General features: G+C 63.7%; 19 protein-coding genes and 1 tRNA gene. 10 read left to right on the top strand and 10 right to left on the bottom strand.

All coding sequences use genetic code 11. The features are described from left to right. Nucleotides 1-105 precede the first annotated feature (105 nt). The 4 genes from JQ591_RS13380 to JQ591_RS13365 all read left to right on the top strand — a co-directional run bounded on the left by JQ591_RS13380 (nucleotide 106) and on the right by JQ591_RS13365 (nucleotide 7,727). Nucleotides 106-1,653, top strand: a complete 1,548-nt coding sequence (locus tag JQ591_RS13380) for an acetolactate synthase large subunit (protein ID WP_211396484.1) — start codon at nucleotides 106-108, stop codon at nucleotides 1,651-1,653. 178 nt (nucleotides 1,654-1,831) lie between these two features. Next, the gene (locus JQ591_RS13375) at nucleotides 1,832-2,350 is read left to right on the top strand and encodes a hypothetical protein (protein WP_211396483.1); all 519 of its coding nucleotides are present in this window, start codon (nucleotides 1,832-1,834) and stop codon (nucleotides 2,348-2,350) included. A 608-nt stretch (nucleotides 2,351-2,958) separates the two neighbouring features. Next, nucleotides 2,959-6,588 (top strand): LuxR C-terminal-related transcriptional regulator, encoded by a 3,630-nt coding sequence (locus JQ591_RS13370; RefSeq protein ID WP_211396482.1) that lies wholly within the window; start codon nucleotides 2,959-2,961, stop codon nucleotides 6,586-6,588. Nucleotides 6,589-6,866: 278 nt separating this feature from the next. Next, nucleotides 6,867-7,727, top strand: coding sequence for a L,D-transpeptidase (locus JQ591_RS13365; RefSeq protein ID WP_211396481.1), 861 nt, complete (start codon nucleotides 6,867-6,869; stop codon nucleotides 7,725-7,727). Nucleotides 7,728-7,760: 33 nt separating this feature from the next. Here JQ591_RS13365 and JQ591_RS13360 read toward each other — a convergent pair whose 3' ends face one another. The 4 genes from JQ591_RS13360 to JQ591_RS13345 all read right to left on the bottom strand — a co-directional run bounded on the left by JQ591_RS13360 (nucleotide 7,761) and on the right by JQ591_RS13345 (nucleotide 12,538). Then, on the bottom strand, nucleotides 7,761-8,198 hold the full coding sequence (locus tag JQ591_RS13360) for a hypothetical protein (RefSeq protein ID WP_249136939.1): 438 nt from the start codon (nucleotides 8,196-8,198) through the stop codon (nucleotides 7,761-7,763). 150 nt (nucleotides 8,199-8,348) lie between these two features. Next, nucleotides 8,349-9,950: a hypothetical protein gene (locus JQ591_RS13355; RefSeq protein WP_211396479.1), complete on the bottom strand. Its 1,602-nt coding sequence runs from the start codon at nucleotides 9,948-9,950 to the stop codon at nucleotides 8,349-8,351. Nucleotides 9,951-10,443: 493 nt separating this feature from the next. Continuing rightward, on the bottom strand, nucleotides 10,444-11,979 hold the full coding sequence (locus JQ591_RS13350; RefSeq protein ID WP_211396478.1) for a peroxidase family protein: 1,536 nt from the start codon (nucleotides 11,977-11,979) through the stop codon (nucleotides 10,444-10,446). Between the two features lie 325 nt (nucleotides 11,980-12,304). After that, entirely contained in the window at nucleotides 12,305-12,538 is a 234-nt protein-coding gene (locus JQ591_RS13345) for a DUF3551 domain-containing protein (protein WP_211396477.1), read from the bottom strand. 267 nt (nucleotides 12,539-12,805) lie between these two features. Between JQ591_RS13345 and JQ591_RS13340 the strand changes: the two genes are divergently transcribed. The 4 genes from JQ591_RS13340 (at nucleotide 12,806) to JQ591_RS13325 (ending at nucleotide 15,128) form a co-directional block, all read left to right on the top strand. Continuing rightward, nucleotides 12,806-13,147: a hypothetical protein gene (locus JQ591_RS13340; RefSeq protein ID WP_211396476.1), complete on the top strand. Its 342-nt coding sequence runs from the start codon at nucleotides 12,806-12,808 to the stop codon at nucleotides 13,145-13,147. 159 nt (nucleotides 13,148-13,306) lie between these two features. Further along, nucleotides 13,307-13,822: a hypothetical protein gene (locus JQ591_RS13335; protein ID WP_211396475.1), complete on the top strand. Its 516-nt coding sequence runs from the start codon at nucleotides 13,307-13,309 to the stop codon at nucleotides 13,820-13,822. Between the two features lie 91 nt (nucleotides 13,823-13,913). Then, nucleotides 13,914-14,396: a transcription elongation factor GreA gene (gene greA, locus JQ591_RS13330; RefSeq protein WP_211396889.1), complete on the top strand. Its 483-nt coding sequence runs from the start codon at nucleotides 13,914-13,916 to the stop codon at nucleotides 14,394-14,396. Nucleotides 14,397-14,450: 54 nt separating this feature from the next. Further along, a complete protein-coding gene (locus JQ591_RS13325) occupies nucleotides 14,451-15,128 on the top strand; it encodes a hypothetical protein (RefSeq protein WP_211396474.1) in 678 nt (225 codons plus the stop codon). A 150-nt stretch (nucleotides 15,129-15,278) separates the two neighbouring features. Here the strand turns inward: JQ591_RS13325 and JQ591_RS13320 are convergent, their stop codons facing one another. The 5 genes from JQ591_RS13320 to JQ591_RS13300 form a co-directional block, all read right to left on the bottom strand. Beyond that, the gene (locus tag JQ591_RS13320) at nucleotides 15,279-15,668 is read right to left on the bottom strand and encodes a type II toxin-antitoxin system VapC family toxin (protein WP_211396473.1); all 390 of its coding nucleotides are present in this window, start codon (nucleotides 15,666-15,668) and stop codon (nucleotides 15,279-15,281) included. Further along, a complete protein-coding gene (locus JQ591_RS13315; protein WP_211396472.1) occupies nucleotides 15,655-15,927 on the bottom strand; it encodes an AbrB/MazE/SpoVT family DNA-binding domain-containing protein in 273 nt (90 codons plus the stop codon). The genes JQ591_RS13320 and JQ591_RS13315 overlap by 14 nt, the downstream gene beginning before the upstream one ends. Nucleotides 15,928-16,192: 265 nt before the next feature. Beyond that, nucleotides 16,193-16,267: transfer RNA gene (locus JQ591_RS13310), tRNA-Val, on the bottom strand. A gap of 169 nt (nucleotides 16,268-16,436) precedes the next feature. Then, on the bottom strand, nucleotides 16,437-17,735 hold the full coding sequence (locus JQ591_RS13305; RefSeq protein ID WP_211396471.1) for a hypothetical protein: 1,299 nt from the start codon (nucleotides 17,733-17,735) through the stop codon (nucleotides 16,437-16,439). A 119-nt stretch (nucleotides 17,736-17,854) separates the two neighbouring features. Then, on the bottom strand, nucleotides 17,855-18,460 hold the full coding sequence (locus JQ591_RS13300) for a DUF1134 domain-containing protein (RefSeq protein ID WP_211396470.1): 606 nt from the start codon (nucleotides 18,458-18,460) through the stop codon (nucleotides 17,855-17,857). A gap of 139 nt (nucleotides 18,461-18,599) precedes the next feature. Here JQ591_RS13300 and JQ591_RS13295 point away from each other — a divergent pair, with 139 nt between their 5' ends. After that, nucleotides 18,600-19,085 carry a YHS domain-containing (seleno)protein gene (locus tag JQ591_RS13295; RefSeq protein WP_211396888.1) on the top strand — a complete coding sequence of 162 codons (486 nt, stop codon included), beginning with the start codon at nucleotides 18,600-18,602 and terminating at the stop codon, nucleotides 19,083-19,085. Between the two features lie 5 nt (nucleotides 19,086-19,090). Here the strand turns inward: JQ591_RS13295 and JQ591_RS13290 are convergent, their stop codons facing one another. Continuing rightward, nucleotides 19,091-19,927 carry a 3'(2'),5'-bisphosphate nucleotidase CysQ family protein gene (locus JQ591_RS13290; RefSeq protein ID WP_211396469.1) on the bottom strand — a complete coding sequence of 279 codons (837 nt, stop codon included), beginning with the start codon at nucleotides 19,925-19,927 and terminating at the stop codon, nucleotides 19,091-19,093. 171 nt (nucleotides 19,928-20,098) lie between these two features. Here JQ591_RS13290 and chpT point away from each other — a divergent pair, with 171 nt between their 5' ends. Next, complete coding sequence (gene chpT / locus JQ591_RS13285) at nucleotides 20,099-20,752, top strand: histidine phosphotransferase ChpT (RefSeq protein WP_211396468.1); 654 nt, start codon at nucleotides 20,099-20,101, stop codon at nucleotides 20,750-20,752. Nucleotides 20,753-21,022 lie beyond the last annotated feature (270 nt).

Raw genomic sequence — 21,022 nt, 5'->3', positions numbered from 1 at the left:
GCCGCGCGGGGCAGGGCGGCGATGCCGGCTATTGCTTTGACGAGACGAGCGAACAATGATTGATCGGACGGATTATTGGACATTGCCGGTTGCGGGAGCTGACGGATGAACGGTGCGGAAAGTCTGGTGCGAACGATGGTCAAGGGCGGGGTCGACGTCTGCTTCTCCAACCCCGGCACCTCCGAGATGCATTTTGTCGCAGCGCTCGACCGCGTGCCCGGCATGCGTTGCGTGCTCGGCCTGTTTGAAGGCGTGGTGACCGGCGCCGCCGACGGCTATTTCCGCATGAAGGGCACGCCGGCCTCGACGCTGCTGCATCTCGGTCCCGGTCTCGCCAACGGCCTTGCCAATCTGCACAATGCCAAGAAGGCGAATTCCGGCATCGTCAACATCGTCGGCCAGCACGCCGTCTACCACATCGCCTACAACGCGCCGCTGACCTCCGACATCGAGGGCCTGGCCCGGCCGATGTCGTCCTGGGTCCGTACCTCGCCGAACTCCAAATCGGTCGCCGCCGACGGTGCCGCGGCGATCGCCGCCGCCAAGAGCGCCCCGCCGCAGATCGCGACCCTGATCCTGCCCGCCGACACCGCCTGGAACGAAGCGGACGGCATCGCCGAGGTCCCCGACGAGCAGCAGCGCGCGAGTTATTCGCCGCAGGCGGTCGAGCAGGCCGCAAAGATCCTGCACGGCGACGGCGAGGGCACGCTGCTGCTGATGACCGGCAGTGCGCTGAGCGAGCAGGGCCTGGCGCTGGCCGAGCGCATCGCCGCCAAGACCGGCTGCACCGTGATGGGCCCGACCTTCCGTCCCAGGATGGCGCGCGGCCGCGGCCGCTTCTCGATCGATCGCATCCATTACGTGATCGAGAACGCGCTGCAGATGCTGGCGAGGTTCCGCCATATCGTGCTGGTCGAGTCCGACGATCCCGTGGCGTTCTTCGCCTATCCGAACAAGCCGAGCATCCTCAAGCCCGAGGGCTGCGACGTGCATCGCATGACCTCCTGGGGTGAGAATTCGGTCGCCGCGCTGGAAGCTCTTGCGGGCGCGGTGAAGGCCAGCGCGAAGGACGTCAAGCCGCAGCCCGTGCAGGAGCTGCTCAAGCCGACCGGCGCACTGACCCACGCCTCGATCGCGCAGTCGATCGCCTATGCGATCCCGGAGAATGCGATCCTGGTCGACGAATCGCTCACCACCGGCCGCGCCTTCTTCCCGCCGACGGCGGCGGCTGCTCCGCACGACTGGCTCCAGAACATGGGCGGCTCGATCGGCTTCTCCACGCCGCTCTCGATCGGCGCCGCGATCGCCTGCCCGGACCGCAAGGTGATCTGCATGGTCGGCGACGGCAGCGCGATGTACACGATCCAGTCGCTGTGGACGCAGGCCCGTGAAAACCTCAACATCGTCACCATCGTGTTCGCCAATCGCATCTACCAGATCCTGCGCGGCGAGTTCGACAATGTCGGCGCCGGCGAGCCCGGCCAGCGCGCCAACGACATGCTGAAGCTCGACCGGCCGACGCTGGATTTCGTCGCGCTGGCCAAGGGCATGGGCGTGCCCGGCCGCGCCGTCACCAACGCCGACGAGTTCAACAAGGCGCTGGCCGAGGCCGTCGCCGAGCCCGGGCCGCGGCTGATCGAAGTCCAGATGTGAGGTCTGGTCGATCGCGCCGCGAATTCCGGCCCTCACGTAGCCCGGATGGAGCCAACGGGTCGGCGCAAAGCGCCGCCCGATGACAGGCTCCGCGTAATCCGGGACGCCGTGCGTTTTGCGAGACCCCGGATTGCGCTACGCTCCATCCGGGCTACTCACGACCGAGCCCGGAGGCACGATGCAGACCGAGCTGAACAAGGTGATCGCGGCGCTCCGGGACTTCTACGCGCACGAAGCATTCCTGTTCGAGAAGGACATCGGCGAGCGCGCGATCACGCACCGCTTCGCCGTCTATCTCGAGCGGCAGTTCTCAGGCTGGGCCGTCGATTGCAATTACGACCGGCTCGGCGAGCGTACGCTGCATTTGCCGCACGGCACCATCATCTCGACCGACGATCATCTCGGCAAGTCGATCTACCCCGACGTCGTCGTGCATCAGCGTGAGATCCCGAACAACCTGCTCAGCGTCGAGATCCGCAAGGCGAGCAATCACACCTCGCTCGAGCACGACCAGCACAAGCTGAGAGCGTTGACCGACCAGGATGTCTGGTTCGCGTACTGGATCGGCGTGCTGCTGGTGCTGGACAAGCAGCATGTGACGATGTCGGAGGTCTATGTCAGCGGCGTCGTCGATCAGCCGCTGTCACTCTGGTTCGCGACGCGGCTGGAGGAGAGCGGTCTCGCGGCCACCCGTTAGGGCGCGTATTCATTCGCGTCAGATTTCGAGTACCAAGCGGAAGTCGCCCCGCCTGACCGGCATCGACTGCTTATGGGCCCGTTGTGGCCCCCTTGCACAGCAAGTCGAGCACGTGCCCCCCTGCGGGCTTGGATCACGCCGCGGGTCTAGCGTGAGGGATTGCGGCTTAGCTCCTTGATCCTGCCGGCGGCGTCAAACGCAAAAAGCGCACTCATGACACCAGCATTGGTGATGTAGGATAATGGTCCCGTCATTGTGCGAGGGATTGAGATCGTCCAACTTGCCTGCCGGAGGCGATCGGAGGCGATCGATCCAATAGGTACGAAGTGCCTCGCGGCTGGTGATGGTTTTGACGCCGCCGCCGCAGCCGCTCGACATAGATTTCTAAGATCGCCTCGATATTGCCGGCGCGGTAGGCCTCGAGCCAGTCAATCGCAACTGCCATCGGGCAAATGGCATAGTTCCTTACCCAAATACCATCACAGCGGTTCCAATGTCGATCTTGCCCCGCTAAGCCCCTTTCTTCATTCGATTAATTGTATTTTAATATCTCGCCCGGCCTCGGCCATATGCCATAGTACGTAGATGACCGGGCTGAGGCAGGGTCCATGCTAGACGTGTCTGCGAAGCAGAGCATCTTCAAGCGCGACCGGCTTGTGATCGTAGATCGACAACCGATCGTTCTGCAGGGCCTGAAATCGATATTCGCAGCACAGCATGACTTCGACGTTGTCGCATCATGCAGCGGTAGGACAAGCTGCCTCGAAGCCATTCGGAATTTGAACCCCGACGTCGCGCTTATTGCCGACAACCTGCCAGATCTGACGGCAGTCGAGATCCTGGCGATTGCGAAAGCTGAGAAGCTTCCCACGCGCCTGATGTTCTTTACCGAAGCCGAAGCCAACCACGATCTAACCGCAGCGATTGCTGCGGGCGCCTGCAGCGCGGTTTCGAAGTGCGCCTGCCCCGACACCATGCTGCGATTACTGCGGCTGTTGACGAAGCACAATGTGTCGCCGACGCATTTCGATCTGGCGCCAACAGGCAAGGAAGCTGACGGCGTCGGCAAAAACGAAAACATGCTGGAGCTGTTGACACACCGGGAACGTCAAATCGCACGACTGGTGTCAGAAGGAATGTCGAACAAGGAGATCGCGTGCCGGCTAAACGTTTCACCAGGGACAGTCAAAGTACACCTGTGCAATATATTTCAGAAGCTTGAGATCACCAACAGGACTGTGCTCGCTACCCTCGCGCTGTTAAAGCATCCCTCCGGCTTCGGCACACTCGCGCTGGCCTTTCTGGCGGTCGCCATTGCGGACGAACTCAAGGCGTCGGAAGCGAACGATATGCTTCCGGATGACGACAGCATCGGCCACGCGGGAGAGCACGCCGGAGCTGAGCCCTGGAAAAAAGCCATTCTCCGGCACCTCGTCGCCGGGGAATTCGGCGAGACGCTCCCGCTCAGCCAGGGAGACTTTTTGGCCAAGCTGGGCCAAGCCGCGAACACCGCGGCGGCAATGGAAGCGCTGCGCGTGGCTGAGGAATCCGCAGGTTCGAAACCGTGGAAAAACTACGGTCCCGTTGGATCGAGCACGCCCAATCTCCCTGCGTCTCCACTACGAGGAACCAGCTTCACACAGACTGGAGGTGACCTGACCGCGGAACATCAAATCCCCCGGCTCGCCTCCAATCCGATGTCAAGTCAGGGAGGGGATGGCACCTTCGCCACTCTCGCCGGTGCGTTGATCTACGCACTGGACGACCCCCATCTCGCCGTGCAGTCGCGTGACCTAGGTCAAGGTTCGATCGACACCTTCGTGGCCGTCGCCGGAGAGAATGCGGCCACAAAGCTCGCCGCGATCACTCATGCCGACGTCAATCATGTAGACAACTCAGCCCCGGGCGTCCCTTCGCACGATTCCCGCCTGTCTTCCGCGCATGTGACCACCGGAAACGAAAGCGTCGCTGGAGAAGACGCTCGGAGCCTGGTGAGTCATGGCGCCGAGGGTGACACACTCCGAAAATCCGTTGGCTTGGTCGACGCCGGTGTTGGCGGATACAGCCGCGATCAACCGATGGGCGGCGGCAACGTTGATGGGAACGTTGTTCATCGCTCTCCGACCGATTCCAATTCTACATCTTCCCACTCCGCCTTTGATTTCGCATCTGGGTCGAGCAGGATCAATCTTGCGGCCTTCGGAGCTCTTGCGTGGCTGCATGTGACAGCGGCAACCAAGTCTATACCGCCACATACCCTCGCCTGGATCTACGACGCCGCAAGCAATGAAACGGTCGTCTATGTGAATCCGACCGATCGGGTCCTTGATATCCGGGATCGTGGCGTGCTGGAAATCCATCTGCAGGGGATTGTATCGGTCGCGGAATCGGATTTCGTCGACCACCGAGAAGGCGCAGCTGTCGCCATCACCTTGGAGAAGCTCGAAGAAGCGCTGACATCGGCGAGTGCCATCGATGAGACTGTTCTGAGCAAGGACAATGTCCAGGCCAGCATCGAGGCGAGCGAGAGCACGCCCGGGACGGCTGGAGTTTGGGCCATTCTGGCCGACGACGGCTTCAGGTTCCAGTTCGGGCAGTCTCGGAGCAGCTTGGGGGGGACGGCAAGGTTCAGAACCTCCACGAGCGATTCGGCGGATGCAGCGGAAAAGAGCGATGGTGCATCTGGCGAGTCGGTTCGCGTATTGTCGATCGAGCCTGCTCAGAGCGCGACAGCTGCGGCAGTTGGAAATCTCACATCCAAGAGTGAGCCGACCAAACCGGACACCGGCGTTTCGTCGACTGGGCTGAACGAGATCGTCCAACCGAGCGTCGCAGCGGCGGACAGCGCGGACCGCGGTAACTCGCAGCACGCTTCGGAGTCGGGGTCTGCAAAGGCCGCAGCCACGGAATCGACTGAAGCTGGCTCCAAACCGGACAACGGCGTCGGCAATGGCGCCGAGCATGACGCTTCGGCTTCGGACGCTCCGCGAGGGGTAGCGAAGGAGGCAAAATCAAACGGAGTCGAACACGGCAACTCGGAGCACTCAAACTCCGCGAACGCGCCGGACCCAGCCGAGAACCTCGCATCGAGCGTTGCAGCGGCCGACAGCGCGGACCGCGGTAACTCGCAGCACGCTTCGGAGTCGGGGTCTGCAAAGGCCGCAGCCACGGAGTCGACTGAAGCAGGCTCCAAACCAGGCAACGGCGTCGGCAATGGCGCCGAGCATGACGCTTCGGCTTCGGACGCTCCGCGAGGGCCAGCGAAGGAGGCAAGATCAAACGGAGTCGAACACGGCAACCCGGAGCACTCAAACTCCGCGAACGCGCCGGACCCAGCCGAGAACCTCGCATCGAGCGTTGCAGCGGCCGACAGCGCGGACCGCGGTAACTCGCAGCACGCTTCGGAGTCGGGGTCTGCAAAGGCCGCAGCCACGGAATCGACTGAAGCAGGCTCCAAACCGGGCAACGGCGTCGGCAATGGCGCCGAGCATGACGCTTCGGCTTCGGACGCTCCGCGAGGGCCAGCGAAGGAGGCAAGATCAAACGGAGTCGAACACGGCAACTCGGAGCTCTCAAACTCCGCGAACGCGCCGGACCCAGCCGAGAACCTCGCATCGAGCGTTGCAGCGGCCGACAGCGCGGACCGCGGTAACTCGCAGCACGCTTCGGAGTCAGGGTCTGCAAAGGCCGCAGCCACGGAATCGACTGAAGCGGGCTCCAAACCGGACAACGGCGTCGGCAATGGCGCCGAGCAACACGCTCCGGCTTCCGACGCTGCGAGCGCGTCGGCGGCAGTGAAGACGGCAGACCCGGCCGCCGTGGAGCACGGCAATTCGGGGCACTCAACCGCCGTGAACGCACCGGAAGCAGCCGAAACCGTCGATCCGAGCGTTGTAACCGGCGCTAACGCCGAACGCGAAAACTCGCAGCACGCTGCGCAATCTGCAACCGCATCTGAAGACGTGCAGCCGGCTAAAGCTGCGTTCGAGACAGGCAGCACCGATCAAGAACCGGTGTTCCGCTTCGATAGCGAGCCAGCTCCTGCCACTCTCGTCGTGGTATTCGAGCTTAAGGATCTTCATGATCCGCTCGATCCGCACACTCCGCCCGGTCAGAAAGAGGACCTCGCGGTGATCTTCAAAATGGTCCCTACTGCACCGGACGAACACGCGGCCAACCACGGCGGTAATAGCCCGCATCACGGCATTGTACCTGCGCCTCATGACTTGCTGATTTGAAGCGTGGCATCGTCATTGACTGAAACCAGGGCGACCGCGAGGGTCCGATGTTGAGCAGGCGGCCGCCCGCGTAGGTCTCACTGGATGCCGCAGCCCCTCACCCGGATCGCCCTGGCCGAGCGCGTAGGCGACGAGGTCCTTCAGCGCGAAGCTGGAGCCGGTCACCGGCGTCCATTGCCGGTCGAGCGACAGCACGGTTCCCGTCTGAGCGACATCGCTTCGAAGTTTCTTAAATTTTACCGGGTACCTCTCTTGGGCATGGTGACCTGGGAAAAGATATGAAGAAGCGGGCCAAGCGCGGAAAGACAGAGACGCTCGCACTCCCAATGGCCGGGAGAGTTGCGATTGGCGCCCTGGCTGTCGCCGCATTGGGGTACGGTTTGCTGTCTGGGCCGATGAGCGTGCAAACGACACGAAAACCGTCCGCGCACGAGGCCCAGGCGTCGTCAACGCCGGTTTACGTGTCACCGCCTGTTCGTCTACCAGCGCCAACTCCGGCTTCGGCTCCCGCCCCCGCGCCTCTGGTCGAACCGCCAAAAGCCGCTGACGGTCCCGGAGCATTGGTTCGGCAGGTGGTTGACTACGCCAGCCGCCAGCCTCCGGGCACCGTGATCATCGATACCAAAAACACATTCCTCTATTTCGTTCTGAACGATGCGCAGGCGCTGCGCTACGGCATCGGTGTCGGCCGCGAAGGTTTCACATGGTCCGGTGAGCAGACTGTGGCTCGTAAGGCAGAATGGCCGGATTGGCATCCGCCTGTAGAGATGATCGGGCGTCAGCCTTATCTGCCGCGGTTCATGGCCGGCGGCCCCGGCAACCCGCTCGGCGCCCGGGCGATGTATCTGGGCGAGACCGAATATCGCATTCACGGCACCAACAACCCCGATACGATCGGGAAGAAGGTTTCGTCCGGTTGCATCCGGCTGACCAATGACGACGTCACGGACCTCTATGAGCGGGTGAAAGTCGGAGCGAAGGTGATCGTGCTGCCGGCAACCGCTGCCCGCCGACCACTCCAGCCAGCGCCGGCCGACGCCGCTTTCCGATTGCCGGATCCGGCATCGCTGTCGAAACGGCTCTCGGCAGCCAACGCGCAGATGCCGTCATCCGGACCGAAGATCGCCGAGGTCAGGTAACTCGGTCCGACGGAAGCGGATTGCTTTGAGTCATCATAACCCAAGCGCGATCTCGGCCCATTTTAAGATGCGGTCGCTATTGAGGAACGACAGCACCGCCGGCTCCAGTGACGCGGTCGCGCCCGGTGCGAGCAAAGCCGTCGCGGCCACCATGTCGCAGCGCTGATTGAAGGCGAGTGAGAGCGCGGCCTTGGGGTTCCCCTCAATGCGATATGCCCGGCTGCGGCCACGCATTGGACCGACGACGATCTCTCGGCCGGCTCCCATCGGCGTTGCCTTCCCAATCAGCGCCAGGTCGCCCATCTGCTCGAGGTCGCCGTCGTCGGCAACGCCGGTAGCGCAATTGCAAAAGCCGAGCTTGGCGCGAACGTAGAGCTGGACTTCGCCGCCGCAATCCGCGGCTTTGCACCGGAACGCCTTTCCTTTCCCCCAGGGATCCGCGCCGAAAGGCCAGTCGATTTCCGTCCACACCGGGCGGACCTCTCCGGATGCCGCTGTTGCGCGTGCCGGTTCACCGGATCGCGATATCCATACCGCAGCAGCTGAGCAGAGCAGTGCGGTGGCTGCGCTGATTGCAACGAACTTGCTTGTGAGGCGCATGGAAGTGCCGCGACATCTTTGCTAGTTCTGAGCCATCAACTTTCGTGCGGCCGCGAGGTCTTCTCGCGATGAGTCGCCATTTCTCGCCGTTTCGACGACTTTCGCGTAGTACTGACGGGCCTTCACAGCATCCCCCGCTTTCTCGGCCGCGTGAGCGGCGCCGATCGTCGCGCCAAAGCGGTTCGGCTCCTTGCGCATGGTGCCTTCAAACGCGGCCAATGCCTCCGTCGCCATGCCGCGTTCGAGCAGCATGGTCCCGTAGAGCTCGCGTGCGGGGGCAAGCGGACCCGGCGTCACGATGGATTTTTCGGTCTTGTCTTCGGCGTCGGCGGCAAGGCGCATCGCTTCCAACGCATCGGCCTGTTTCCCCAGGGCGTTGAGCTGCCAGGCTGTGGCGACCTGCCGCTGAATGTCCACGATTTCGGCCCAATAGGCGTCCTTGTCCTGCTGCAGCTTGTCCCGCAACTCCGCCAGCTTGGCGATGTCCGCCGTTGCTGCGTCTGCATTGCCGGAGCGCGCGGCGCCAAGGGCGCGGGCGAAATAGGTGATCGCATCGACATAGGCAAACCGGCTCGGCTCGACCTTCAGCGCGGCAGCGCCCTGCCAATCACAGCGCTCGACCATATAGCGCGCCTGGCTGGCCGCTATCGCGTAGGGACCGGCGCGGACAGCCGGCGCATAGCCCGTGGTCGCAACCATGTCCGCGATGACGTCGCTGGCTCGGCTGTCCTGCGCAAGCTGGAGCAGGGCGTAGACCATATAGTCGTCGGCATGCAGCTGCTCGCTGGGGTCCTTGCCCTCCTTGGCAGCCTTGGCGGAACGGCTATTGGCGTCGATGGATTCGTTCCAGTAGCCGACGCGCGTGAAGATGTGCGACGGCATATGCAAGGCGTGCGGTGCCGCCGGCGCGATCTCGGAATAGCGCTTGGCAGCGTCGAGACCTTGTTCTGCGATCGCCGGATAGTCGTAGAGGTGAATCAGGTAATGCGCGACGCCGGGGTGCCGCGGCTGGCGCTTGAAGATCGGCTCCAGGATAGCAGCGCCCCTGAGCTGGTTGGCATAGGTCTTGTCGTTTGGTGACGCCGTGACATTCAGCGTGATGGCGTAGGCGATCTGCGCCTCGTCATCATCGGGATAGCGCGCGGCGACGGCTTCGGTTGCCTTGAGATAGGACTGCGCGCGCTGGCCAAACGTCGTCTTTTCGTCGCCCGAATAGAAAGCAAGCAGCGCGTCGATATAGTCGCGTTCGCGTTCGCTCTTGGCGCCGAGTGCCTTGGCCTTCTGGAGCGCGGCGAGGCCTCCGGTGAGGTTTTCCTTCGGCGCGGGAAAATGCGGATTGTACAGCAGGCTCAGGGCAATACCCCAATAGGCGATTGCGCATTCCGGATCGGCCTGCAGCGTCTCCTCGAAAATCTCTTTTGCGGGCCGGTACCAGAACGAATGCTGATAACGCATGCCGCGATCAAAGCGGCGCTGCGCCACCTCGTTGCAGGAGGTCTGGAAGTGCACCTTGCCGAATTGCTCATCGGTCGCCTCCTCCGCGCGTGCGGCAGGCGTGCCGGAAATCGAGCCTAGGGTAGCGAGGGCGAGAAGAGAGACGGTTCTCAAGGCGAGCGCGCGCATCGGCCCCTCCGTTTCTGTTCAGAATAAATTTTGTCAGATGGCGCCGATAAAACCGAGGGCGCCGAAATTCGTACTGCTGAGATTGGCAATGGCAATGGCGTTGTTGAAGGATTTCTCCATTCGCGATGCGAGTCAACAGGAAGCGGACGGATTTGTGTTAGGGAAGCACGCCTGTCAGGATCTCTCCGCCCGCGCGCGAAATCGTAAGACGGATGGCGAAGCGTAGTCCGCCATTAGAGGGGGCGATCTGCCGCCGTAATACCGGCACGCGCTGCTCGACGGTCCACGCACCGAGGCGACGCCCGGCCACTCCGGAGGCGCGCTGCGGACGGGTCAAATCCCTCACACTTGCCGGAGTCGCGTCCGGGAGCTGACTGATCTTTAGCCGCCTCGCTGCGGGCTGGGAACTCGGTCACCTCGCCCCGTCGGCGCCAGGTGAACCACAAGGCCGCTCGCATGACACGAGCGGCCTTCGTCATCGTACATCACTCGCTCAATGCAGCGGATCGCCCTGGCCGAGCGCGTAGGCGACGAGGTCTTTCAGCGCGAAGCTGGAGCCGGTCACTGGCGCCCAGTTCGGGTCCTGCGACAGCACGGAGGAATTGTCGCCGAACATCATGCCGAGGAAGACTTCGGCGACGATGCGACCGCCGACGGGGCCGAGCTGCGGCGTCTTGACCGTGGCGGGTCCACCGGTGGCGGGGATTGCCATGTCGGTCAGGTTTTGCCGCGCCTCGGCCAGGATGTAGGTCCAGAGCGGGCAATTGCCGGCGAACACGCCGTTGGCGATGGTTGCGATCCTGGTTTGTGGATCGCCTGCGCCGGGCTCGTCGACGGCCTTGCCGATGATGATCTGATCGTCCGTCAGCGGCGTCAGGTTCATCGCCCTGGCGACGGCCTGGCCCGAGGGCAGGCCGAGCCGCCAGCTGCGCTCGAGATTGCGCAGCGCGAGCGACGACGGGTTGGACGCGACTTCCGGCGGCAACTTGCGCAGCGGGTCCACCAGCGAGGCGTCGATGCGGTAGGCGAACTGCAGCCGCCGCTTGTTGTCGGGGTTGGTGTCGTCGTCCTCGACGCCGTAAGCGCGCGTGTCGAGATCGATGAAGCGGCCCCAGTCCATGGCGCGTCCCGGGCCCATGGCGCGGAAGCCGGTCAGCGCGTTGTGGTCGGGATTGTTGGGATCGGGGAAGATCTGCAACAGCATGTTGGCCGCATCGTTCAGCCGGTAGCCGGGGCGGATCATGGAATGGCCGAGCCGGTAGGCCGCGACCGAGAACTCGACCGGCATGAACGGATAAGTCTTCCAGTGATAGTGGGCGAGCTTGCTGCGGTCGTATTGGCCCGCGGTCTTCAGCTCGTCCAGCACGCCGGCGTTGACGATGCGCGGCAGAAAGTCGTTCAGCACCACATACTGATAGTGGAATCGGACGCGCTGCTGCACCTCTTCGAACGACAGGCTGTCATTGTCGTCGACCATGCGGTTGTGAAAGCGCAGCATCAAGGCCTGGAACTGCGAGACGATGCTGTTCTCGTCGTTGCGGGGATCGCCGATCAGCGCGCGGCCCTTGAAGCGCGGCAGGTCGCTGGCATCGGGCACGCCCGCGCCGGTGACCTTCTCGCCGAGGCGGAACTTGATGCCGTCATAGATGTAGGGCTGGTCGTTGGGACCGCGGCCGTAGAGATTGTCCAGGTCGAGCGCCGGCGTGCGGAAATCGACGAGCCCGTCGGGGTCCTGCTGTTTGGTCAGCGAGCTTACCGGATCGAAGGTGATGTCGTGGTCGATGAACTGGCCGAAATAGGTATAGAGCGCGGGAATGCCGCTCTCTTCGGCGTCCGGCCCGTCCTTCGGTCCATCGAAATCGGCGACCATCTTGTCGGCCAGCGCCGAAAGATTCGCGACATTGTCGGCGGCGTTCGGGCCGAATGTAGCCGGTGCGAGCTTGCGGAACATGCGGCCGAAGCGGCCTTGCGAAAGCGACGAACGCGTTGCGTTCAGACCGCGCGGAACAATTGCGTGGCGGCTGCTCATTGAAACACCTCCCTGAAAAGTCGAATGGAAAGATCGGGCTAAAGTTTCTCGCGCTGGGGTTTGCAGCCTAGGCGCGATCACGCCTGCCACGAGCGAGATGGATCACAATTGCCCGGTATCGAAATTTTCGGAAGGTGCGCCTTGGCCCCTCAAGCCACGGCTGCGCATCGTGAATTTCTCCGTGGCGATGACGGATAACATTCTCGTCATCGACGGACGCAGGCGGCTTCGCACGGTTTCAATTCGCGAGGGGCGTCGGCGAAGCGGACGCCTTCACGTGAAAATTGTGGCGGCGCGCGCGTCATGCGCGCACGCCGCGACGTCGTCAGTAGGCGCGCTGCTGCGAGAACGCGTAGCGCGGGTTGATGCCACAATAGGCCGACGTGCCGGAGGCGGTGGCGAGGCACTGCTGGTAGCTGGCGAACTGGCAATTGCCGGGGTAACCCCACGAGCGGCCCTGGATGCAATATCGATCGTTCGCAGGATGTGCCTGGGCGGCCGGGGATGCTACGGCGATCAGGGCCGCGAGCGATGCGAGAGTGAGGATGGTGCGACGCATTTCAGTCTCCTTCGAGAGCGAGTGGATAGGACGATCAGCCGAGGTCTATGTTCCAGGAGCTCGTCTGACGCATGGTCATGCCTGTCTTGGTGTCGGCGGAATGCCTTGCCGTTCGCGATGAGGTACATCATGACGCAGCCGGCCTCCGGCAATGTGATCTCGGCCACAGTTCGCGACGGGGTTCCGGCCTATCGTGAGCGGACTTGCACGCGTCGATCCCGGAGAACTACGCTTGCCTTATTCGGATCAGGTATTTTGGAGGTTCTAATGCAAAGGTCATACTTGCTGGCTGCGACAGCCGCACTGGCGCTTCTCATGCAAACACCGCTCGCGCTGGCGCAGGGCGCACCAGCCGCCGGTGGAACCGCGGCGCCTGCGGCGACAACCACCGCGCCGGCAGCGACGACGACGACAGCGCCGGGCGCAACCAATGACGCTTCCAGCCAGCCGACCGACTCCAAGAAGAGTGCGTCGAAGAAGCCGGCGAAGAAGAAGATGACGCGGCAGCAGGAGATCGATCACTCGGTCGACAGCGGCACGGTGCCCGCGCGCTACCGCAGCTCGGTGCCCAAGCAGTACCAGCAATACGTTCCGTTCGATAAGCAGTGACGGATCGCACGGCGGCGCGACGTGATCGGGCATCGCGCCGCCGGTGCCATCGTGTGACGGACTTGAAAATAGGACCTTGGCCGGACGGAATCCGGCCGTACATCCCCAGTGGCGGTCCGTGCGAGCGGTGCTAGGGTAGGCCGAAGCCTGGGGGGAGTAATGAGTGACGACGTGAAGGATGCTGGCCTTGTGGCCATGATCAGCAGCATCCTGGGAGGCAACAAGCGCGCCGCAGACAGTGTGGCACCGCCGCCTCTCGTCGAGGTTCCTCCGCCGACAGCGCCGACGAACGGATTTGAGCCGGTCGAGCCGTCCGCCCCCGATACGCCGCCCGCCAAACCCGAGAACAAGCCCGAGAGCGAGTCCGAGAACGCGCCCGATGCGGTGCCGGCTGCCGCGAAGTCAGCCGAGTTGCCAGCGAAGATCGCCACGACGCCTGATGGCAAGCAGTTATTGCCTGCCGAGGCGATCGCCGATCTCGTCCTGGGCGAGTTGCGCAAGATGGAGGATTTTCCGGCGACCGGTGCCTCCGTCACGGTCTACGGTTACCGGCACTGGAACGCGATGATCACCTTCGCGCCGTTCTCGACCACGTTCCGGAATGCAACGCGGTTCCGCCAGGCCATGCCGGACATCGTCTTCAAGCTGCGCCGTTTCGTCGAACTTGAGATATGATCCGGGATAAATGCCAGCTTCTGCCCGGCGCGATTCCTCGCGGCGTGAAGCCGCTGGCCGTGAGCCCGAACAGTTCGACAGGATCTTCGACTTGAGCGTTGCCTTTACCAAAGAAGAGAGCGCGGAAACCGCCGCCGAGACGTTGTTGCCGGATCGTCCGATCTCGCCTCATCCGAACCTCGTGACGGAAGCAGGCTTGCAGGCGTTGCAGGCGCAGCTTCAGGACGCCCGCGAGGCCTATGAAGCCGCACAACGCATCGAGGACGTCAACGAAAAGCGCCGGCAATCGGCGGTGCCCTTGCGCGATGCCCGCTATCTCACCGAACGGCTGCGCACGGCGCAGGTCGTTCCGGCCCCAGCCTCGACCGACACCGTCGCCTTCGGCAGCATGGTGACCTTCAGCCGCGCCGATGGCCGGGTGCAAACCTATCGCATTGTCGGCGAGGACGAAGCCGACCCGAAGGCCGGCTCGATCTCGTTCGTGGCGCCGGTGGCGAAGTCGCTGATGGGGAAGGCCGTGGGAGATGTCGTTGGATCGGGCGCGCAAGAGATCGAGATTTTGTCGATTGGGTAGGGGGCGTTTATCGATGGTCTCCGCCGTGTCCGCGAAGCAAAGCCCGATGGCTGAATGAGACGGTTTCTGTCGGGAGCCTTGCCGTTCTACGCGCTGGCCGGATTGGCCATGTGCATGTACCTCGTCCTGTACAAGACGGACCTGTTCGACCTGAACGCCATCGTCCAGGATGCGACCGGTTCAACATGGTTTCCGGTCTTCATCTTCGTCTGCGTGCTGCTGGAGTCGGTCTTCCCGTACTTCGGCTATTTTCCCGGAACCGCCCTCATCCTGATGTCCGTGGCGCTCAATCCTAGACCTGCGGATGTCTCCGTGTTCATCGTGGCGTGGCTGGCCATCATGGTGGGCGCCGTTCTGAGTTACGGACAGGCACGTTTCTTCAGACCGCTCCTGCAGCGGGTTGCATCGAAAGCGGCACTGCACCGGTGTGAGTCCCTGCTCGACGCCTATGGTCGTTACGCGCGCATTGCCCTGTTCGTTCATCCCAACGCTTGCGCGATGTACTTCACGGCACTCGGACTTCTCGGCCGGAACCTGACGCGAGAGCTCGCCTATCTCAGCGTGGGCGCAGCAGCCGCTGTCGGCATTCTGTTCGTTGTCGTGACCAGGCTCGTGTCGTCCGTAGGCACCACCGATGATGGCGAATTGCAGGTGCTGCTGGCGGCAGCGCTGGTCGCCATCGGGACCCTGGTCGGTCTCTACGCGGCCTGGCGGCCGGCGCGGGCCGCTTGATCCGCCATCAGACTTCAGCCCCCGCGACGATGCCATCATGCCGGTGTTTTGCCCGACGGAGCAAGCGAATTCGGAAAATGCGTATCCTATCCGCAGCGGCTCGCACGGGCGCGCATCGCGCGGTGACGCCTTCGCGCAGCGCAGGCGCGGTTACGGCAAGCGGACCTTTGCCAAGCCCATCGCCTTCGCTGATCTGACGAGCCGTTGATCGAACGTCAGGAAGGCATCGCAGGAAACAGCCCGCCCAAGGTGAAGCGAATCGGCAAAATCCATGCCGTCGTCCATTCGATCCAGAGCAAACGCGACCAGCCCGGGATCCTCGAACACGACGTTTGCAAGCCCACCGAAACTCCGAAGCGCTTTGCACACGCGTTTGGCGTCAAAACCATAGGCGCTGCGCAAAACCCATTCAGTTTCCAGCATCACCGTCGTGCTGACGAAGACTTCCTCACCGTCGATGACGGCTTTGGCTTTCTTCGATTGCTGAGGATGATCGCCCGTGAGGTAGCGAACAACGAGATTGGTATCAATCGCGAGCATGGCGTCGTCGCGCCTCTGCGGCGATACTGGCCTCCATCTCTTCCACGCTCTTTGGCTTGCCCCGATAGGGTAGCGACGCGAAGACATCCGCCGTCTTGGCCGGCGGGAACAGCGAGGCCGGCTTGAGAAGCACGCCGTCCGGCGTGCTCTCGATCGTGAGCTGCGTGCCCGCCCGCCAGCGGCGCTCATCACGGATGGCCTTCGGCAGGACGACCTGGCCCTTGGTCGAGACGGTCGTTGTCAGCTTGTCGGAAGCCATGCCGTCTCCTTGGTAAGACCAAAGTAAGATAAGGTGGCCTCCTGCTTCAGGCAAGGGCGGGCAGCTTTCGACCGCCGCGGACAATCCACGTCATGCCGGTGTTATCCGACGAATCAAAACATTCGGAAAAGACGTAACCCCTTGATTCCGCTCGCGTCGGGTACTGTGCATGGGGTTGTTTTCGACATTTTTGATCGAGACGGTCCCCGACACGCCTGCAGGCGTCGACGATGGGGCCGCAATCAGCAGGGTTCAGGAAGGTGAATGGTGGGCGCACAAGGGATCGAACCTTGGACCTCTCCCGTGTGAAGGGAACGCTCTCCCGCTGAGCTATGCACCCGAAACCATCATGCAGGCGACCCGAGTTTCGGCCGGCCGACGCTTTGGAGCCCGCGATTTAGAAGTGCGGGCCGAAGGTGTCAAGTTTCGAGGCGCCCCAAGACGTTAAAAGCGGCCCGAAAACCTTGCGCAGACCAGGCAATCCGGCGGTGAGACCGTTTTGGGACCGCTTACGCGCCCTGCTGGCGGGCGCGGGAGGCGTGGGCCTGGAGCGCGCGGATGCGTTCGGCGAGTGTTCCGCCGCCTTCGGGCAGGGTGCCTGCGGCCGTGCCATTGGTCGCGGCGTCATTGGCCGGGCGCGGCGCCGGCCTCGGCGGCTGACCGGCCTCGGCCGCAAGCAGAGCCTCGATCGGCGAATTCGGGCCTTCGAGCTGCATCGCGAGCTTGGCCACCTCGGCGGCGATGTCGTTGATGCGCTCGCGCAGCAGCGCGTTCTCCATCCGCTCGGTCGCCCAGGAGCTCTCGGCCTGTTGCTGGATCGCGTTGATGTCGCGCTGGAGCTTGGCGCGCTCGTCGCGGGCGGTGCGGAGCTGCTCCTCCAGCGCGGTCTTTTCCGCGCGGATCGATTCCATCGCGGCCGACGACTTGCCGCCGCTCAAGGCTGCGATCTCGACGCGCAGCTCCTTGACGGTGCGCTCATTGACCTCATTGGCCTGGCGGAGCTGGTTGTTCTCATAGTCGCGCTCGGCGAGCAGCTTGCCCTGCGTGGCGAGGCGCCCTTCGAGATCGCCGACGCGGCCCGACAGCATCTCGGCTTCCTTCACCTGCACGATGAGCTGGCGATCGAGATCGGTGACGCGCTGGCTCAGGTTCTCGACGCGGCCGCGGGCGTCGCCAAGCTCGCGCGAGGCGGTCTCGGAGTCGGTACGCTCCTGCGCCAGCCGCGCCTGCGTCGCGGCAAATTCCTTCTCGGCGTCGCCGACGCGGTACTTCAGCTCCTCGATCTGCGCACGTACCGCGACCAGCTCGACCTGACGGCTCTCCGCCATCATCGAGCGGTCGGAGAGTTCGGAATTGATTTTTGCGAGCTCGCCCTGCTTGTCGGTCAGCGCGAGCTCGGCGGCGCGCAGGGCTGCGGTCTTGGTGTTGAATTCCTCTTCGGTGGCGCGGAGCTGCTCCTTCACCGCCTTCTCGCGCGCCTCGAGGGCGAAGATCGTGGCGTTCTTCTCGCCGAGCTCGATCTTCATGCGGTTGATGGCGTCGCTCTTCTTGCCGAGCTCGGCGAGCTGGCTCGTGGTCTTGTTCTTGAGCTGGTCGACGCTCATCTCGAGGCGTCGCGCTGACATGGCGAATTCGGCGCGGAGCTGGTCCTTGTCGGCCTGGATCTCGGCCATCGACAACGGCGTGGCGGCCTCGAGCCGGCGCGTGGTCAGGCGCACGGCGCGGTTATGCACCAGCGGCACGATCGCAAGCCCGCACAGCATCGAGAGCAGGAAACCGATCGCCAGGTACATGATCGGCTCGACCATGGGCCAGAACTCCGAAAGCTAAGGAAAAATTTACCAACGACATTGCATGCGGGGCCGGCAAAAAGCCAGCCCCGACATGTCGTTAACCTTGATCCGTCGCCGGAGGGGAAAGCGGGACGCTAGAACGGGTTCCAGGTCGCGCGCGGGGTGAATTTCAAATAGCCGATATTGGCTCCGAGCCGCAGGCCGAGGCCCGAGCGGATCGGCACCAGCACGATGTTGTTGGCGGTGAGCGCCGTCATGCCGAAGCCGCCGATGATGTAGGCCGAGCCGTCGAGGCCGGCGAAGCGCTGGTAGATCGCGTTGGTGGCGGGCAAATTATACACCAGCGTCATGGTGCGCGCGCCGTCGCCGCCCCAGTCGAAACCGAGCGAGGGGCCCTGCCAGTAGACGCGCAAATCACCGGCGTTCTTGGTGTAGAGCGTGCCCTCGCCGTAGCGCAGGCCGGCGACGAAGGCGCCGGAGCCTTCCTCACCGAGGATATAGCCGTTGGGCAGGCCCCATTGGCTGACCGCCTTCTCGATGATCGAGGCGAGACCGCGCGAGACGTTGCCGAAGAAGCGGTGGCCGGCGTTCACGAGTTCGTCCGGCCCATAGGTGCTGGGCGTCGGGGTCCGCTGCGGCGGCGGCAAATTGGGCGGCGGCGGCTGCTGGGCGGCGGCCGGCACGATCAAGCCGACCATCGCGGCAAGCGCGACTGCGGCAAGGCGTGATGCGAAAGTCATAAAAGAACCCCTGGTATCGAATCCGGTCGCTTCCTTAACCTGACGCCAACAGGCGCGGCTCTAGGTTGCGCCGGATGTCCCCTCGACTCGGATGTTATCCGCAGCAACTATGACGGCACAACGGCAGGAAGCCAGCCCTTTGCGCCCCGGAATTGCCTTGATCGGCCTCCTGGTCTGCCTGCTGTCGGGCATTTGGATCGTCTGCCCGGGGTTGCCGGCGCGGGCGGCCACCACCGAGCGGATCGTCGTCAACCGGTTCAGTGGCGTGGCGATCGAGGGCTTCGACCCCGTGGCCTATTTCGTCGATGGCACGGCCGTGCAGGGGACGGCGGAGTTCGAGGCGAACCTGTGGGCCGCAGTCTGGCGCTTTCGGAACGAGGGCAACCGGGCCTCTTTCCTGGCCCATCCCGAGGTCTACGGGCCGCAGTTCGGCGGCTACGATCCGGTCGATATCGCCCGCGGCGTCACCATCGCCGGTAACCCCCGTTTCTTCGCGATCGCGGCGCAGCGGCTCTATCTGTTCAGCCGGGAAGCCAATCGCGACGCCTTCGCCGCCAATCCCGAGCGCTTCCTCTATGAGGTGGGCAAGCGCTGGCCGGCCCTGCAGGACAAGCTCAGCCAGTAGCGGCTTTACGACGTCAGAGGTCTCGCCGCTTGCGGGTCACCCCAGGCGATGAACTCCGGGATGATGAAGCCGCTGTCGTGCCGCTCACCGAAGCGGAGCGCGCCGCCCTCGCCGTCGGTCACGCTGCCGCCGGCCGCGGTCACGACCGCGTAGCCGGCCCCGACGTCCCATTCGCAAGTGGGTCCGAAGCGGGGATAGATGTCGGCACTGCCTTCCGCGATCCGGCCGAATTTCACGGCCGAGCCGACTGTCTTCCTGACGGCGTTGGGCCGGTGATCGATGAAGGCCTCGGTTCTGGGATTCCCATGCGAGCGGCTCACCGCGGCGATCCAGGGCTCGCCCAGGGGCGGCAGCTTGCGGGTATGGATCGGCTCGGCAGCGCCGATGGTCGCGCCGTCAAACCTGACCCGCTCGGCGCCCCGACCGACGATGCCGCGCCAGAGCAGCCCGAGTGCGGGCGCACTGACGATGCCCAGCAGCGGCACGCCCGATGTCACGAGGGCAAGGTTGACGGTGAACTCGTCGCGCCCGGCGACGAACTCCTTGGTGCCGTCGAGCGGGTCGATCAGGAAGAAGCTTTCGCGGAACGGCGGCGAGGCGAGCTGGGTCCGCTCTTCCGAGAGCGTCGGGATGTCGCCCGCAAGCTGCGCCAGCCCGTCCGCGATGATGCGGTCGGCGGCAAGGTCGGCCTCGGTCACCGGCGAGCCGTCCTGTTTGCCGTCGATCCGCATCGCCGTGCGGTTGACCGCGAGGATGGCTTCGCCCGCCTTTACCACCAGCGCGGTGAGCGGCTCCATCAGGTGGGAGGCGGCCGCGCCGTCGATGATCCGCTTCACCTGCATGCCTCATTCATCGGCAATTCCATCCCTACTCGAGTGATTCGCCGCGGCATTAGGGCCGCTTCGAACCGATCGCAAGCTAGCTGCCACGGGCTTGCGAATGTTAGAACCCGCGGCATTCGTCAAGCATGCGTGATTCGCCGCGTCCGCGCCGTGTAATTCCAGGAACCCTTTATGTCTGACGCTTCGTCACCCGCTACCGTTACCGCTCCAGATGCGCTCGAACTCGCTGCGCTGCTGTGCTCGCGGGTTTGCCACGATCTCATCAGCCCTGTCGGCGCCATCGTCAATGGGCTCGAAGTGCTCGACGACGATCCCAAGCCCGACGACCGCGAGTTCGCGCTCGACCTGATTCGCAAGAGCGCGAAAACCGCCTCCGCCCGCCTCCAGTTCTGCCGCCTCGCTTTCGGCGCGGCCGGCTCGTCCGGCGCGCAGATCGATCTCGGCGATGCCCAGACCATGGCGCGCGGCCACATCGAGGACGGCAAGTGCTCGATCACCTGGAATCTGCCGCGGATCCTGATGCCGAAGAATCGCGTCAAGCTGCTCCTCAACATGCTGGTCGTTTCGCAACATACGATCCCGCGCGGCGGAGTGCTGACGATCGATCCGATCGGCGAGGGCGAGACGATGAGCTTCCGCATCACCGCGACCGGACACAATGCGCGTCTGCCGCAGAACATCTCCGAGCTCCTGAGCGGCGAGCGCGGCCCTGCCGCGGATGCGCACGCGATCCAGCCTTATTATACGCGGCTGTTGGCAGAGGCCTGCGGGCTCACCGTGAGGCTCGCGCACGAAGGCGAGGCCATCACCATTATCGCTTCGTAGACACGCCGCCGCTCTCAAACGTTAATCGAATCTTTACAAGGCGCTTCGGCTTGTCCGGAGCGCCTTATCTCTTTGTTGGTTCCGTTCTTTTCCACATACTCAACCATTATTAAACGCTTTGCGGTGAAGCTGGCCCCATTCCGAAATGGCGCATCACGTCTTGTGCGCGCCCTCCCTGTATGAAGGCCTGTTTTCATGGATGATCTGTTGCGGGAGTTCTTGACGGAAACCAGCGAGAGCCTGGACACCGTTGACAATCAGCTGGTGAAG

Source organism: Bradyrhizobium canariense (assembly GCF_018130465.1).
GTDB lineage: Bacteria > Pseudomonadota > Alphaproteobacteria > Rhizobiales > Xanthobacteraceae > Bradyrhizobium > Bradyrhizobium canariense_C.
The sequence above is the reverse complement of the archived record's forward strand: the minus strand, read 5'-3'. Positions and strand labels throughout refer to the sequence as shown.

What these genes read in the sequence shown, in the direction of transcription:
- JQ591_RS13380 (WP_211396484.1), top strand. Translation starts at nt 106, where the DNA reads ATGAACGGTGCGGAAAGTCTGGTGCGAACGATGGTCAAGGGCGGGGTC.
- JQ591_RS13375 (WP_211396483.1), top strand. Translation starts at nt 1,832, where the DNA reads ATGCAGACCGAGCTGAACAAGGTGATCGCGGCGCTCCGGGACTTCTAC.
- JQ591_RS13370 (WP_211396482.1), top strand. Translation starts at nt 2,959, where the DNA reads ATGCTAGACGTGTCTGCGAAGCAGAGCATCTTCAAGCGCGACCGGCTT.
- JQ591_RS13365 (WP_211396481.1), top strand. Translation starts at nt 6,867, where the DNA reads ATGAAGAAGCGGGCCAAGCGCGGAAAGACAGAGACGCTCGCACTCCCA.
- JQ591_RS13355 (WP_211396479.1), bottom strand. Translation starts at nt 9,950, where the DNA reads ATGCGCGCGCTCGCCTTGAGAACCGTCTCTCTTCTCGCCCTCGCTACC.
- JQ591_RS13350 (WP_211396478.1), bottom strand. Translation starts at nt 11,979, where the DNA reads ATGAGCAGCCGCCACGCAATTGTTCCGCGCGGTCTGAACGCAACGCGT.
- JQ591_RS13345 (WP_211396477.1), bottom strand. Translation starts at nt 12,538, where the DNA reads ATGCGTCGCACCATCCTCACTCTCGCATCGCTCGCGGCCCTGATCGCC.
- JQ591_RS13340 (WP_211396476.1), top strand. Translation starts at nt 12,806, where the DNA reads ATGCAAAGGTCATACTTGCTGGCTGCGACAGCCGCACTGGCGCTTCTC.
- JQ591_RS13335 (WP_211396475.1), top strand. Translation starts at nt 13,307, where the DNA reads ATGAGTGACGACGTGAAGGATGCTGGCCTTGTGGCCATGATCAGCAGC.
- JQ591_RS13325 (WP_211396474.1), top strand. Translation starts at nt 14,451, where the DNA reads ATGAGACGGTTTCTGTCGGGAGCCTTGCCGTTCTACGCGCTGGCCGGA.
- JQ591_RS13320 (WP_211396473.1), bottom strand. Translation starts at nt 15,668, where the DNA reads ATGCTCGCGATTGATACCAATCTCGTTGTTCGCTACCTCACGGGCGAT.
- JQ591_RS13315 (WP_211396472.1), bottom strand. Translation starts at nt 15,927, where the DNA reads ATGGCTTCCGACAAGCTGACAACGACCGTCTCGACCAAGGGCCAGGTC.
- JQ591_RS13305 (WP_211396471.1), bottom strand. Translation starts at nt 17,735, where the DNA reads ATGGTCGAGCCGATCATGTACCTGGCGATCGGTTTCCTGCTCTCGATG.
- JQ591_RS13300 (WP_211396470.1), bottom strand. Translation starts at nt 18,460, where the DNA reads ATGACTTTCGCATCACGCCTTGCCGCAGTCGCGCTTGCCGCGATGGTC.
- JQ591_RS13290 (WP_211396469.1), bottom strand. Translation starts at nt 19,927, where the DNA reads ATGCAGGTGAAGCGGATCATCGACGGCGCGGCCGCCTCCCACCTGATG.
- chpT (WP_211396468.1), top strand. Translation starts at nt 20,099, where the DNA reads ATGTCTGACGCTTCGTCACCCGCTACCGTTACCGCTCCAGATGCGCTC.